14 protein-coding genes are annotated in these 13,778 nt (G+C 57.3%); 10 read left to right on the top strand and 4 right to left on the bottom strand.

The window, feature by feature from the left end:
• Window positions 1–58 precede the first annotated feature (58 nt).
• Window positions 59–2,284 carry a catalase/peroxidase HPI gene (katG, locus tag ACEWL3_RS18380; RefSeq protein WP_386183564.1) on the bottom strand — a complete coding sequence of 742 codons (2,226 nt, stop codon included), beginning with the start codon at window positions 2,282–2,284 and terminating at the stop codon, window positions 59–61.
• Window positions 2,285–2,379: 95 nt separating this feature from the next.
• Between katG and ACEWL3_RS18385 the strand changes: the two genes are divergently transcribed.
• The 7 genes from ACEWL3_RS18385 (at window position 2,380) to ACEWL3_RS18415 (ending at window position 9,874) form a co-directional block, all read left to right on the top strand.
• Window positions 2,380–3,291, top strand: a complete 912-nt coding sequence (locus tag ACEWL3_RS18385) for a hydrogen peroxide-inducible genes activator (protein WP_386183562.1) — start codon at window positions 2,380–2,382, stop codon at window positions 3,289–3,291.
• Window positions 3,288–4,157: a LysR family transcriptional regulator gene (locus tag ACEWL3_RS18390; protein WP_386183560.1), complete on the top strand. Its 870-nt coding sequence runs from the start codon at window positions 3,288–3,290 to the stop codon at window positions 4,155–4,157. Before ACEWL3_RS18385 ends, ACEWL3_RS18390 begins: the two co-directional genes overlap by 4 nt.
• Before the next feature lie 102 nt (window positions 4,158–4,259).
• Complete coding sequence (locus ACEWL3_RS18395) at window positions 4,260–5,084, top strand: putative hydro-lyase (RefSeq protein ID WP_386183558.1); 825 nt, start codon at window positions 4,260–4,262, stop codon at window positions 5,082–5,084.
• A 20-nt stretch (window positions 5,085–5,104) separates the two neighbouring features.
• Window positions 5,105–6,139 (top strand): TRAP transporter substrate-binding protein, encoded by a 1,035-nt coding sequence (locus tag ACEWL3_RS18400; RefSeq protein ID WP_386183556.1) that lies wholly within the window; start codon window positions 5,105–5,107, stop codon window positions 6,137–6,139.
• Between the two features lie 27 nt (window positions 6,140–6,166).
• Window positions 6,167–6,715 (top strand): TRAP transporter small permease subunit, encoded by a 549-nt coding sequence (locus tag ACEWL3_RS18405; RefSeq protein WP_386183554.1) that lies wholly within the window; start codon window positions 6,167–6,169, stop codon window positions 6,713–6,715.
• Window positions 6,712–7,995, top strand: coding sequence for a TRAP transporter large permease (locus ACEWL3_RS18410; RefSeq protein ID WP_386183552.1), 1,284 nt, complete (start codon window positions 6,712–6,714; stop codon window positions 7,993–7,995). Before ACEWL3_RS18405 ends, ACEWL3_RS18410 begins: the two co-directional genes overlap by 4 nt.
• A gap of 208 nt (window positions 7,996–8,203) precedes the next feature.
• The gene (locus ACEWL3_RS18415; protein ID WP_386183550.1) at window positions 8,204–9,874 is read left to right on the top strand and encodes an amidohydrolase; all 1,671 of its coding nucleotides are present in this window, start codon (window positions 8,204–8,206) and stop codon (window positions 9,872–9,874) included.
• Between the two features lie 74 nt (window positions 9,875–9,948).
• Here ACEWL3_RS18415 and ACEWL3_RS18420 read toward each other — a convergent pair whose 3' ends face one another.
• The 3 genes from ACEWL3_RS18420 to ACEWL3_RS18430 are packed head-to-tail and all read right to left on the bottom strand — an operon-like array spanning window position 9,949 to window position 11,357.
• A complete protein-coding gene (locus ACEWL3_RS18420) occupies window positions 9,949–10,329 on the bottom strand; it encodes a carboxymuconolactone decarboxylase family protein (protein WP_386183548.1) in 381 nt (126 codons plus the stop codon).
• Between the two features lie 34 nt (window positions 10,330–10,363).
• Window positions 10,364–10,660 (bottom strand): DUF1330 domain-containing protein, encoded by a 297-nt coding sequence (locus ACEWL3_RS18425; protein WP_386183546.1) that lies wholly within the window; start codon window positions 10,658–10,660, stop codon window positions 10,364–10,366.
• Window positions 10,653–11,357 (bottom strand): GntR family transcriptional regulator, encoded by a 705-nt coding sequence (locus tag ACEWL3_RS18430; protein WP_386183543.1) that lies wholly within the window; start codon window positions 11,355–11,357, stop codon window positions 10,653–10,655. Before ACEWL3_RS18430 ends, ACEWL3_RS18425 begins: the two co-directional genes overlap by 8 nt.
• 105 nt (window positions 11,358–11,462) lie before the next feature.
• On the opposite strand from ACEWL3_RS18430, the gene ACEWL3_RS18435 reads away from it, so the two are divergent.
• Genes ACEWL3_RS18435 through ACEWL3_RS18445 form a run of 3 tightly spaced genes read left to right on the top strand, consistent with a single transcriptional unit; the run spans window position 11,463 to window position 13,778 of the window.
• Window positions 11,463–12,065: an amino acid synthesis family protein gene (locus ACEWL3_RS18435; protein WP_386183540.1), complete on the top strand. Its 603-nt coding sequence runs from the start codon at window positions 11,463–11,465 to the stop codon at window positions 12,063–12,065.
• On the top strand, window positions 12,037–12,849 hold the full coding sequence (locus tag ACEWL3_RS18440) for an alpha/beta fold hydrolase (RefSeq protein WP_386183538.1): 813 nt from the start codon (window positions 12,037–12,039) through the stop codon (window positions 12,847–12,849). Before ACEWL3_RS18435 ends, ACEWL3_RS18440 begins: the two co-directional genes overlap by 29 nt.
• Entirely contained in the window at window positions 12,846–13,778 is a 933-nt protein-coding gene (locus ACEWL3_RS18445) for a flavin reductase (RefSeq protein WP_386183535.1), read from the top strand. The genes ACEWL3_RS18440 and ACEWL3_RS18445 overlap by 4 nt, the downstream gene beginning before the upstream one ends.

Consider the following 13,778-nt stretch of genomic DNA (forward strand, 5'->3'; position numbering starts at 1 on the left):
ACCCGCGTGAAACGCCGCCCTCATTCTTGCTCGGTTGCCCTATGACAGCCGCAGATGTTTAGGCCAAATCAAACCGATCTGCGTTCATGACCTTCGTCCATGCGGTCACGAAATCCTGCACAAATCTCTCCTTTGCATCGTCGCTTGCATACACCTCGGCAAGGGCGCGCAACTGTGAATTTGATCCGAAAACCAGATCAACCCGGCTTGCGGTCCACTTAAGGTCACCAGACTTGCGGTCACGGCCCTCAAACACCTCTTTTTTGTCGTCGGTCGGCGTCCATACCGTGTCCATGCTTAACACTTTGACAAAGAAATCATTGGTCAGTGTCTCAGGCGTATCTGTGAACATGCCATTTTTGGATTGCCCGGCGTTGGCACCCAGCGCACGCATGCCGCCAACCAAAACCGTCATTTCCGGTGCGGTCAGTGTCAAAAGCTGCGCCCGGTCGATCAAAAGCTTTTCAGTTGGCACACTAAAGCCGGCCTTCAGATAGTTGCGGAAACCATCTGCCTCAGGCTCCAGCACGTCGAAGGATTCCACATCGGTTTGCTCTTGTGATGCGTCCATGCGTCCCGGCGAGAAGGGCACATCGATATCGTGACCTGCCGCTTTCGCCGCTTTCTCGATAGCTGTACAGCCGCCCAAGACGATCAGGTCGGCCAATGATACTTTCTTGCCGCCAGCAGCAGAACCGTTGAATTCTGCTTGCACGCCTTCCAGTGCTGCCAGCACTTTGGACAGTTTTTCAGGCTCGTTCACATCCCAATCTTTTTGAGGTGCCAGACGGATGCGCGCGCCATTGGCACCGCCCCGTCTGTCTGACCCTCGGAACGTTGAAGCAGACGCCCAAGCGGTCGACACCAGTTCGGAAATCGACACCCCAGTGGCAAGGATTTTACCCTTGAGATCAGCGATGTCGCTTGCATCAACCAGCGGATGATCCAAATCAGGAATGGGATCTTGCCAGATCAATTCCTCGGCAGGGACTTCTTTGCCCAGATACAAGGACTTTGGCCCCATATCACGGTGGGTCAGCTTGAACCATGCACGCGCAAAGGCATCCGCAAACTTGTCAGGGTTCGCATGATAATCCTTTGAAATCGCGTTATAAATCGGGTCCACCTTCATCGCCATATCTGCTGTGGTCATCATCGGCGCATGAATTTTTTCGCCTGTCGCCGCATCCGGCACAGCATGCGCCAAAGCACCCCCGGCGGGCTTCCACTGGTTGGCACCTGCGGGGCTCTTGGTGAGTTCCCATTCGTTGTTCATCAGCGTATCGAAATAGCTCATGTCCCAAGTGGTCGGCGTTGGCGTCCATGCGCCTTCAATCCCGGACGTGGTTGTGTGCACGCCGATGCCACTTTCAAAACCGTTCTTCCAGCCAAGGCCCATCTCTTCGATCGACGCCGCTTCGGGCTCTGACCCGACAAGCGTCGGGTCGCCCGCACCATGCGCTTTGCCAAAGGTGTGCCCCCCAGCGGTCAGGGCCACAGTTTCTTCGTCGTTCATCGCCATGCGCGCAAATGTATCGCGAATGTCATTTGCGGACAGCTGTGGGTCGGGGTTTCCGTCAGGGCCTTCGGGGTTCACATAGATCAGGCCCATCTGAACAGCAGCCAGCGGGTTTTCCAGCTCACGGTCCCCGGAATAGCGACTGCCCGGTTTGTCGGATGTGGCCAGCCATTCTTCTTCGGTGCCCCAATAAATATCTTCTTCGGGTTCCCAGATGTCCACGCGACCGCCAGCAAAGCCAAAGGTTTTAAACCCCATCGTTTCCATTGCAACATTGCCAGTCAGTACCATCAGGTCGGCCCACGAAATCTGGTTGCCATATTTCTGTTTGATCGGCCAAAGCAGGCGACGCGCCTTGTCCAGATTGCCGTTGTCTGGCCATGAATTCAAAGGCGCAAACCGCTGCGATCCAGAGGTGGCACCACCACGGCCATCTGCCGTACGGTATGTCCCTGCGGAATGCCACGCCATGCGGACAAACATCGGACCGTAGTGACCATAGTCTGCTGGCCACCAATCCTGCGAATCTGTCATCAGCGCGGCGAGGTCCGCCTTGAGCGCATCCAGATCCAGTTTTTTGAATTCTTCAGCATAATTAAAGTCTTTGCCCATCGGGTCACCCAGCGGTGAATTCTGGTGCAAAATCTTGAGGTTAAGTTGATTTGGCCACCAGTCCTTATTGGACCGGACCGAATTCGACGTGTTCTTGAATCCGCCGTGCATTACCGGGCATTTGCCGCCTGTGTCGATGTCGTTGCCGTCCATGATGCTCTCCCATTATCTATGATTTCGCACAAGTATAGCAAAGCTCAGCAGTAGTTTTAAGTTGGATTTACGCATTATCGTGATAACTTCAAATTATGACGAACCTCACCATCAAACAGCTCAGATATTTCGAGGCGCTGGCAGAACAGGGACATTTCGGGCGCGCCGCGGCCACATGTTCAATCTCGCAACCGGCCTTGTCGGTCCAGATTAAGGACCTTGAAACGGAATTGGGTGCAGCACTTTTTGAACGGGGACCAAGGCAGGTGCGCCTGACCAGCTTTGGCAGGGATTTCGCATTGCGCGTACGCGATATTCTACAGGCGTTTGACGCATTGGGCGATTTCGCACGCGCCGCCCAGGGTCAGCTTTCGGGTCGGTTTCGACTTGGGGTGATCCCGACCATCGCGCCCTATCTGTTGCCTACACTGATAGGCGATCTGGCGCGCAGCAATCCGGCCCTCGACCTGCACGTGCGCGAAACCCTGACCCCGCGGTTGGTTCAGGAGTTACACCGGGGCGAAATCGATACCGCTATCGTTGCCCTGCCGATCCTGGAGCCTGCGTTCACCGAAACGCCACTTTTCACCGAAAATTTCGTTTTGGTGCGACCTTTGGATGACGCCGGAAAACCTGTTCCCAGTGCCACGGCCCTGCGCGAGATGCGGTTGTTGCTGCTGGAAGAAGGCCATTGTTTTCGCGATCAGGCGCTGTCGTTTTGTAATCATGGACCTGCCTTGCCAAGGGACGGATTGGACGGCTCGTCGCTCGCGACCCTGGTTCAGATGGTCGGTGCTGGCATCGGCGTGACCATGATCCCCGAGATGGCAATGGCAGTCGAAGCACGCTCTGCGCCCGTTGATTGCGCCCGCTTTTCCAATCCGCAACCCCAGCGCACAATCGGGATGATCTGGCGCAAGACCAATCCGCTCGCCCCCCAATTGATGGAAATCGCTGAGGTGGTCCGTCACTGTACGTTGGAACCTGCCGCGGGGATCAGCGCATGACGTTTGATCAGATCCGCACGTTTCTCTGGGTGGCACGTCTGGGAGGATTTCGCCGCGCATCCGAGCGGTTGAATTTGTCACAGCCAGCCGTTTCCACCCGCATCGCAAATCTGGAAAAGGAATTGCGCGTCACACTGTTTGAACGCGGGCCCGGCACCTTGGTCCTGACCAAACAGGGCACATTATTACTGACCTATGCCGAACAGATGCTGTTTGTCGAAGAGGAGATCAAACAACACGTTGCCAATCCCTCCGAGGCCGAGGGGCTGTTCCGAATCGGCGCGTCGGAAACTGTGGCACAGGCATGGTTGCCCGCGTTTTTGCAAGCCTTCAGCGGCACCTATCCGCGCGTGAACATCGACCTTACCGTTGATATCTCTGGCAACCTGCGATCGGGGCTGTTGAACCGACAGCTTGATCTGGCGTTCCTGATGGGGCCGATATCGGAATTTACAGTCCAGAACATCGCCCTGCCCCGTTTCGATCTGCATTGGTACAAATCAACCAAGAACCCCGAGACAGATCTGGCCCATATTCCGGTCATTTCATATGCGCGGCAAACGCGGCCTTACCAAGAGTTGATATCAGAGTTGTCGCACCGCATTGGGCCGCAGGTGCGGGTGTATTCGTCTGCATCCTTGTCCGCGAGCCTGCGGATGATTGCCGCAGGGATGGCCGTGGGCCCTTATCCTCGCACCCTGGCCAGTGACCTGCTGCGCACCAATGAGATTGAGGAATTTGATCCCGGCTTTACCCCGCAACCATTGGAATTTACGGCATCCTATCTGGGAGAACCGCGCAGTTATCTGTCTGAAACCGGGGCCGAAATGGCTCGCGATGTGGCGCTGAAATGGGCCATTGAGTAAGAAGCGTGATAGATTATCTGGATCACAACTTATCAATAATGATAATTTGAAATGATCGATTGTCCCTGACATGCTTTGTTAACCAAACGAAAGCTGTCTGCCATGTCCGCATCACCGCCAAGCCATTCAGATTTGTCACGCAAGAGTGCGGCTGAGGTCCGTCAGGCAATCAGGCACGATGGTTACGCACGCCATACTGCGGGGTTGGCCGCAGGGAAACTCCAGTGCAACCTCGCCATTCTCCCGGCGGGTGATGTACTGGATTTCTTGCGCTTTTGTCAGCGCAACCCCAAACCCTGTCCGGTTGTGGGCATAAGCGACACTGGCGATGCTTTCATGCCGACGCTCGGTCATGACATCGACATTCGTACCGACGTGCCACGCTACCGTATCTTTCGGGATGGGCAATTGGCAGATGAAGTCACGAACATCAAAGCGTTATGGCGTGATGACTTGGTGACGGTCGCACTTGGGTGTTCGTTTACCTTTGAAAATGCGCTGATCGCCAATGGCATCCCGGTGCGCCATATTGAGCGTGATCAAACCGTCCCAATGTTCAAATCCAGCATCCCGCTGGTGCCGGCTGGCCGATTTGCAGGCGAAATGGTTGTGACCATGCGCCCGGTTGCCAAAGACCGCGTTCAAGACGCCTACCGCATCAGCCGTGCGTTCCCGCAGGCGCATGGTGCGCCAATGGGCCACGGCGACCCCGCGCAATTCGGCATCGCCGATCTGATGAAGCCCGAATGGGGCGATCCGGTTGAGGTCCTGCCCGGCGAAGTGCCGGTCTATTGGGCCTGCGGGGTTACGCCGCAGAATGTACTGCTGGCGGCGAACCTGCCGCTTTGCATCACCCATGCGCCCGGTCATATGCTGATCGCGGACGTAGCCGAAGACGCAGAAACAACAATTCTGAAACCAACCTAAAGCCCTAACAGGAGAGACCGATGAAAAAGACTTTGGCCCTATTGGCCGCAACCACCGCCCTTGCCACACCTTTGATGGCACAGGAAACTTTGTCCGTTGTCGGCAGCTGGTCCAGCTTGCCGTTGCACAATGAATACGAGGCCCCATTCTGGTCCACCACTCTGCCCGCCGCGTCAGATGGCAAGATCACTGTGGAACTGACCACGCACAATCAGATGGGTCTGGGTTTGGGCGATGTTTATCCATTGCTTGGCCAGGGTGTTTATGACGTCGCCATGACCGTGGCGGATTATGCGGTGGCCGATGCTCCCGAACTTGAAGGGCTGGACGTGCCCCTTCTGGCGCTGACAGCGGACGAGGCACGCGCAATGGTTGATGCCGCCCGCCCGATGGTCGATGACATTTACCGCGACCGGTTCAACAGCAAGGTCCTCGCGGTTGCTCCTTATCCACCGCAGGTCGTCTTTTGCAACGCCGAGATCGCTGGCCTGGATGATCTCAAAGGTCTCAAGGTGCGCGCCTCTGGCCGGATGACCGCGAAACTTCTTGAAGCCTTGGGTGCCGAGGGCGTCAACGTGTCCTTCTCGGAGGTGCCGGGTGCCTTGCAAAACGGTGTGGTTGACTGCGCCGTGACCGGTGCCGGATCAGGCTACAGCGCGGGCTGGTGGGAAGTGTCCACGCATCTGATGCCCCTGCCTCTGGGCGGCTGGGACCCGGTTGTAACGGCCATGAACATGGACCGCTGGAATGGTCTTGATGCAGGCACCCAGGAAATCATCCAAACCCAGGTCAAAGCCGAATTCGAAGACCCGGCATGGGCCAGCGCACAAGATGCGTTGACCAATGATGTGGCCTGCCTGACCGGCAACGGCGATTGCCCGTCGGGTGACGCGCGCTCCATGGTGCTGGTTGAGGCGTCGGATGCCGATTTCACCAAGGCACGTGACATTCTGACCAGCGAAGTGTTGCCGGAATGGGCCGAACGTGCGGGCGGTGATTGGGCGGCACGCTGGAATGCGTCTGTGGGTCAAACCGTCGGCGTCACGATCGAATAAGCGCATCCTGCCAAAGGGGGACCTGATATGGAACTTGCGATGATTGAGACGCTCAAGCGTCTGAACAGAAAGGTGGCGATGATTGTCGGGGCAATGCTTTTGCTTTGCGCGGCGTTCATCCTCGCTGACATCGTCTTGCGACAGATCGGGACCCCCTTCGGTGGCACGGATGAAATCAGCGGATATGTCATGGCGCTGGCGACGTCATGGGGGATGAGTTTCACCCTCTTGGAGCTAGGCCATGTGCGCATCGATCTGCTGCGTGGGCGGGTTGAAACCTTTGGCCGCGCTCTCTTTGATCTGTTTGCAATGGTTGTGATGACCGGGGTGATCGCAATGATCGCACTGAAATCATGGCCCGTGGTGGAACGCTCGCTGACCAACGGCTCGCGTGCCAATACACCGCTTGAAACACCGCTTGCATGGGTGCAGCTGCCTTGGTTTGCTGGCTGGTTGTGGTTTGCGATCATGTCGGCCTGCGTCACTATTGCCGCCCTGAGCCTCATCATCAAACGCCGCTACGCAGAGACCGAAACCTTTGTCGGTGCGTTTGCAGAACAGGACACATTGCAATGATCCCCTTTGTCGCAGCTGGCCTTTTGGGTCTTCTTGCCCTGTCAATCCCGGTGGGCATCGTGTTGTTCCTGCTCGGGTTTGGTGTGGATACGTTCTTCTCTTCGTTTCCGCTTAGCAAAGGTCTGGGCAATATGGTCTGGTCCGCGTCGAACAGCGCCACCCTGATCGCCATTCCGTTCTTTGTGCTGCTTGGTGAAATCCTTGTGCGCAGTGGTGTGGCGACCCGCACCTATGCAGCGCTTGACCGTTGGGTATCGTGGTTGCCCGGTGGTCTGGTCCACGCCAACATCGCAACCGCGACAATGTTTTCGGCAACCTCCGGGTCTTCGGTCGCCACAGCAGCTACCGTGGCCACTGTGGCGATGCCGCAGGCGGAAAAACTGGGCTATGATCCCAAACTTTTCTCAGGGGCAATTGCCGCCGGTGGCACGTTGGGCATCATGATCCCACCGTCCATCAACCTGATTGTCTATGGCTTCCTCACGCAATCCTCGATCCCGCAACTTTTCCTTGCCGGTCTCCTGCCCGGTCTGGGGCTTGCCGTCGGCTTTATGGTGATTACCGCAATCATCTGTATTGTGCGGCCCGAGTTGGGCGGCACCCGCCGCACGTTCCCCTTTGTGCAAATGCTGCGCGCGTTGGTTGATCTGCTGCCGATCATTGTTCTTTTCGCCCTTATCGTCGGCTCCATCTATCGCGGCTGGGCGACCCCGACCGAGGCCGCCGCCGTGGGTGTCGCGGGGGCACTGGCCATCGCCTTCGCCTTTGGCGGCGTATCTCGCGACATGATGGCGCAATCGGTCATTGGCACGGTTAAAATCACCTCGATGATCATGCTCATTGTCATTGGGGCATCGTTCCTGAACTTTACCCTCGCATCTGCAGGATTGGGCCGCGAACTGACTGCCTTCCTGAATGGCATGGGCCTGTCGCCACTTGGCACCATCATGGTGGTGGTGGTTATCTACATCGTGCTGGGTTTCTTCATCGAAACATTGTCACTGATGGTTGTAACCATTCCGATCATCGTGCCGCTGGTTGTCGCGCAGGGCTACGATCCGATCTGGTTTGGCATCCTGATGATTGTGCTGATTGAAATGGCGCTGATCACCCCGCCCGTTGGTCTGAACCTCTATGTGGTTCAGGCGGCGCGCAAATCCGGGACGCTGAGCGAAGTGATGCTTGGCACCATCCCTTACGTGATCACCATGCTCGCGATGGCAATGGCATTGATTGCCTTCCCGCAGATTGCGCTCTTCTTGCCGGAAGCTTTGAAATAGCGATGTGGGGGACGTGATCGTCATGCCCCCTACCGCGCCTCGAGATCATCAGACAAACGCATGAGCCAGTTTGCGGTGCCGCGCCCGCATTGGTTTGCCGGTACGCCATCGATTTGACCTGCGTGATTGGAAACGCCAAATGCTTTGCAGGTTCAGCAGCATTCATGGCAAACCAGATCAAGTCTGCGCCCTTTTCGAAAGCACTCATATGCCTGTCCCTGATCTTATTATCGTGAACGGTGCGCTTATTAGCTTTGATGCGACCACTACAGGTGCCACAGCGCTTGCCATCACCGGCGGCACCATTTCGCACGTCGGCAATGATGACGCGATCAGGGGGGTGGCCGGGCCGGAAACACGTGAGATCGATGCCGCAGGTGGGACCGTCTTGCCCGGATTTATTGACAGCCATGTGCATCTGTTCGGCGGCTCTGTCGAGCTTTCATGCCTCGATCTGAATGGGGTTCAGGGGCTGGAACCGCTCAAATCCGCGATCGCGCCCTATGCTGCGGCCAACCCTAACGATGCATTGGTCTTTGCCGTGCAGGCCGACTACGCGATCCTGCATGATGACAAAACGCCAACCCGGCAGGAATTGGACATCGCCTGCGCCGACCGCCCCTTTGCCATGTTTGCGCCCGATCATCACACGGTCTGGGCCAATACCGCCGCTCTGGATCTTGCCGGTATCCTGCACGGCGGTGAAACCGATGCGGGCTCCGTGATCGTGATGGGCGAGGATGGCATGGCCACGGGCGAGTTGCGGGAATTCAGTGCCTTTGGCCCGATCCTGAAACTGACGCGCCACGCTGGCCGAGATTTGGCAGGATTGGTCGGCGGCACTGACCCAGAGCCCGCGCCCACGCCCGAAGAGCGCGCCAAGGACAAGGCCGTCCTGGCCAAAGGCATTGCGCATTGTGCCGCCCAAGGCATCACCGGTCTGCACTGCATGGACGGCAATTTCTACCAGCTTGAATTGCTAAGCGAGATGGAAGCCGAAGGCACGCTCAACTGCCGCGTATCCGTGCCGTTTCATCTGAAAAGCCATGATCCGCTCAGCCGCCTGTCAGAGGCCGCCGAAATGTCCAAAACCTACAAAGGTGATATGGTGTCGTCTGGCTATGTCAAAATGTTCATCGACGGGGTGATTGAGGGGCGCACCGCGCTGATGCTGCAACCCTACCCCGGCACCGACGACAATTACGGCGACCCGGTTTTTGAGGCAGATCATTTCAATAAGGCCTGTACCGCGATTGACGCAATGGGCCTGCAGATCGTTGTGCATGCGATCGGCGACGGCGGCATCCGCCGCACACTGGACGGCCTTGAGCAGGCGCGCAACATCAACGGTGCCCGTGACAGCCGTCATCGCATAGAACATCTGGAATGCATGCATCCTGACGATATTCCGCGCATCGCGGCCCTGGGCGCGGTCGCATCAATCCAGCCGGGTCACGCGCCCTTTGGCGGCATTTTCCAACCAGAGGGCGTGCCGAAATTCATTCACGACCATCAGATCGCGGGCTCCTACCCCTGGCAACAAATTCGCGCGACCGGGGCACCGGTGATATTCTCGACTGACTGGCCGGTGATCGGGGTCGAGGTCATGACCAACATCAAGGCTGCGATTGCACCGCTGGACATGGGGCCAGAATGGACGGATCAAACCCAAACCCTGATGGACACGCTTTATAGCTATACCGCTGGCAATGCCTGGGTAGAGTTTAACGAGGACCGAAAGGGCAAACTGGCACCGGGCATGATGGCCGATGTGGTGGTGATGAGCTACGATCTGACTACGCTGGCACCCGAGCGGATCACCGACGCAACCGCGCGTTACACCATCTGCGACGGGCGCATAGCCTTTCAGGCCGCGTGACTGAGGCATGGCTGAACCTGCGTCTAGGCCCCCTCACACCGAGGTGCGCCTAGACATATTCTGACGCTCCCCGATCAGTCGGGGTCAATCACCTTTCGCGCCGCACGGAAGCATTCAAGCCCCTGTGGGACCCCGCAGTATATTGCGATCACATGAATGATCGCCCGGATTTCTTCCTTGCTGACACCGTTGTTGATGGCACCACGACAATGCAGTTCCCACTCAGCCATTTTGCCCAAGGCCCCGATCATCGCGAGGTTCATCATTGAGCGTGTCTTGGCATCAATCGCGTCGTCACCCCATCCAAACCCCCAGCACCATGCGGTCATGGCCTCTTGGAACGGTTGGGAAAAGTCATCGGCGGCGGCAAGGTTCTTTTCCACATAAGCCGCGCCCAGGGTCGCTTTGCGTTGTTCCAAACCTTTGAGGAACAAATCTTCGTCAAATATGCTCATTTTTCAGTCCTGTCATGATGGGGGGCATTCTGCATCAGGCTGGCACCACGCCTTCAACGATCACAATATTGGCGTTGCAGGCATTGGATCTGTGGTGGCGCGCGGATTGGTATTCAGGCGAATTGTAGCACGCCACAGCTTGTTCCTTGCTGTCAAATTCGATCACGACATGGCGTTGCCATACCTCCCCTTCAAGCGTTGCCGCATCGCCGCCACGGGCCAGAAACCGCGCACCGTATTTGGCAAAAGCCGCTGGGGCGTGATGTTGATACCCCGCATAGGCATCGGGGTCCGTCACAGTGACAAAAGCGATCCAATATCCTTTAGGCACTGCCTGACCCCACCTCTTTTTCGTCCGACAGGAACCGTCGTGCAATGGCTGATGCATCGGCGATATGCGCCTGAACCGCCATATTCGCCGCCGTTGCGTCGCGGCTGAGAATTGCGTCGCTGATTGCGGTCATATGGCTGATGCCGGGGCTGGTTCTGTCTGGTGCAGACAGGGTGAGCACACGCAAACGGCTGATCCGCCCATTCAGGCGCTGCACGATGTCCCATGCGATTGTGTGACCTGCTTCTTCGAAAATGACCTGATAAAACCGGGTTGTGGCACTCATAACCCCAATCCATTCGGAATCGTTCATCCGCGCGCTCAGATCAGAGAGTGCCTTTTTCAGGCGCTTGGGGAAATTTGGCCCATGGTTTTCGGCGCAATGGGCAGCAGCAGCGCCCTCGAGTTGCCTGCGAATGTCATAAATTTGCCGCGCCTGATCCCAGTTCAGTTTGGCAACGATCGGGCCTCGGTTGGGCAGGATATCAACAAGGCCCTCCGCTTCGAGATAGCGGATGGTTTCGCGGATGACGGTGCGACTGACACCCAGCTGGTCACACAAAGGACGTTCCACCAACCGTTCGCCGGGGGCGAAATGCCCCTCGATGATCGCCGTGCGCATGCGGTCCTGTACAATATCGCGCAGGGTCTGCGGCGCTTGTTCGATTTTAGATAGAACGGGTTTGGGAGTGTTCATGCTGCACTCACTACCACCCCCCTTCTTTCGCATCAAGTATGATTGACATACGATCGTATGGTATACCATATTCCTCAGCGACTCATCTGACCAAGGAACCCCGCTGTGCCCGCAGACATCCGCAAGACACTCATCCATGTCGAAACCACGTTCATAGAAGGCGGAAAAAAGGCGCAAACGCCGCTCAAGCTCATCGCGGCGATGGCCGTTATCAAAAACCCCTGGGCCGGCCTGGGTTTTGTCGAAGACCTTGCCCCGGCCATTCGTGATTGCGCGTCGGGGCTGGGCGCACTTTTGACAGAAATGATCCTTAAGGCGGCTGGCGGTGGCGACAAAGTCGAAGGGTATGGCAAGGCGGCAATTGTCGGGCTGAACGGCGAGGTTGAACATGCATCCGCGCTCATTCACACCCTGCATTTCGGAAATCACTACCGCAACGCTGTTGGTGCCAAATCCTATCTGTCGTTTTGCAACACGCGCGGTCCGGCCAACGCGCCGCTGATGATCCCGTTGATGGACAAAAACGATGCGGGGCGACGCTCACATTACCTGACGATCCAGACCTGCGTTGCCGATGCCCCTGCCGCAGATGAGATCCTGATCGCACTGGGTGCATCCATCGGCGGGCGTCCGCATCACCGGATTGGCGACCGCTATCAAGATCTCAAGGAGCTTGGCCATGACGCCGAAAATCCTGCGGCTGTCTAAGTCCGGGCACCGCGTTGCGTTCCAAGACCAAGGGTCCGGCGAACCACTGATCCTGCTGCACGGGGTTGGGATGCAGTCGGCCGCATGGGCCCCACAGATTGCAGCGCTGGAAGGGGCATATCATGTCATCGCGCCCGATTTACCTGGGCACGGCGGAAGTGACCCTCTGCCCGACGGCAGCCAACTGCCTGATTTTGTCAGATGGTGTGAAGATGTGATCAGCACACTGAACCTTGGGCCGGTCAATCTGGCGGGCCACTCGATGGGCGCTCTGATCGCGGTGGGGTATGCCACTCAACATCCCGATATGCTGCGACGGGTTGCGTTGCTCAATGGGGTTTATCGCCGGGATGCAACTGCAAGTGCTGCGGTTAAATCACGGGCGGCAGAGATACGCAGGGGTCAGATTGATCTGGAAACCCCGCTGGCACGCTGGTTTGACGACACTGCCGCCGATCGCGCTGCCCGTGCGCTGGTTGCAGGCTGGCTCGGGGCTGTGGACGTCAAGGGATATGGAACCGCGTACTCCGCGTTTGCGCATGGCGATGCAACCTATGCGACACAGTTGTCGTCTATCGCCTGTCCGTTTCTGGCGCTGACAGGCGACAAAGACCAGAATTCCACCCCTGCCATGTCGCAGGCAATGAGCGATGAAGTCCTGAAAGGGCATTGCGTCGTGATCCCGGGCCACAGGCATATGGTCAATCTCACTGCCGCGGTACAGGTAAATGCGCATGTGCTGGCATGGCTCAAGCAACCTGAATTCGCAAAGGCAGGCCCATGACAACACCCGCCCTCCGCCCGCCCGACCCCCGCGCGCTCCGCACGGCATTCGGTACGTTTATGACGGGTGTCACTGTGGTTACTGCAATTGACCAAAGCGGTGCCCCTTTGGGGTTTACCGCGAATTCGTTCACGTCGGTCTCATTGGATCCACCGATGGTTCTGGTGTGTTTGGCAAACTCATCGCGCAACTACAACGCGTTGACCAACGCAGACGGATTTGCCGTCAACATCTTGGCCGAAACCCAGATCGATGTATCCAACACCTTCGCACGCCCGATTGAAGATCGTTTTGCCAATGTAGGCTGGCGCATGGGGCCAAAGGGATCGCCGATCCTTGACGGCGTGTCGGCATGGTTTGATTGCGCAATGCATAAAACGGTTGAGGCAGGCGACCATATCATATTGATTGGCACGGTTGTCGCGCTTGACAGCACCGCAACCCCCGGTTTGGGCTATGCACGGGGCGCTTATGTGACACCGTCTTCGGCGGCAGAAGCGCTTGACGCAAACACCAATCTGATCGTTTCCGCCTTGATTGAACGGGATGGCGCTGTGTTGTTGGTCGACGATGGGCATGGTGGCCTGACTTTGCCAGAGAAACTGGTTGAAGCAGGGGGGGCATCTGCCACCCTCAAGGCGTTGATTGAGTCAACCGGACTGCAGGCCCAACCGGGATTTGTCTATTCGGTTTTTGAGGATGTCGGCCGCAAGCGACAGCATATCTGCTTTTTGTGCCAGACCGCCGCTGGTGCCCCGGCGCAGGGCACATTTGTACCCCTGACTGGTTCCTCTTTGGATGATGTATCGGACCCTGCCATTCTGACCATGCTGGAACGGTTTTCATCGGAAAGCCGCATCGGCAATTACGGCATCTACTATGGCGACCAAAAAAGCGGCGAAGTACGCGCCATCAAGCAAGAAAGGTAA

The sequence above is a fragment of the Sulfitobacter sediminivivens genome (assembly GCF_042611115.2).
Lineage (GTDB): Bacteria > Pseudomonadota > Alphaproteobacteria > Rhodobacterales > Rhodobacteraceae > Sulfitobacter > Sulfitobacter sediminivivens.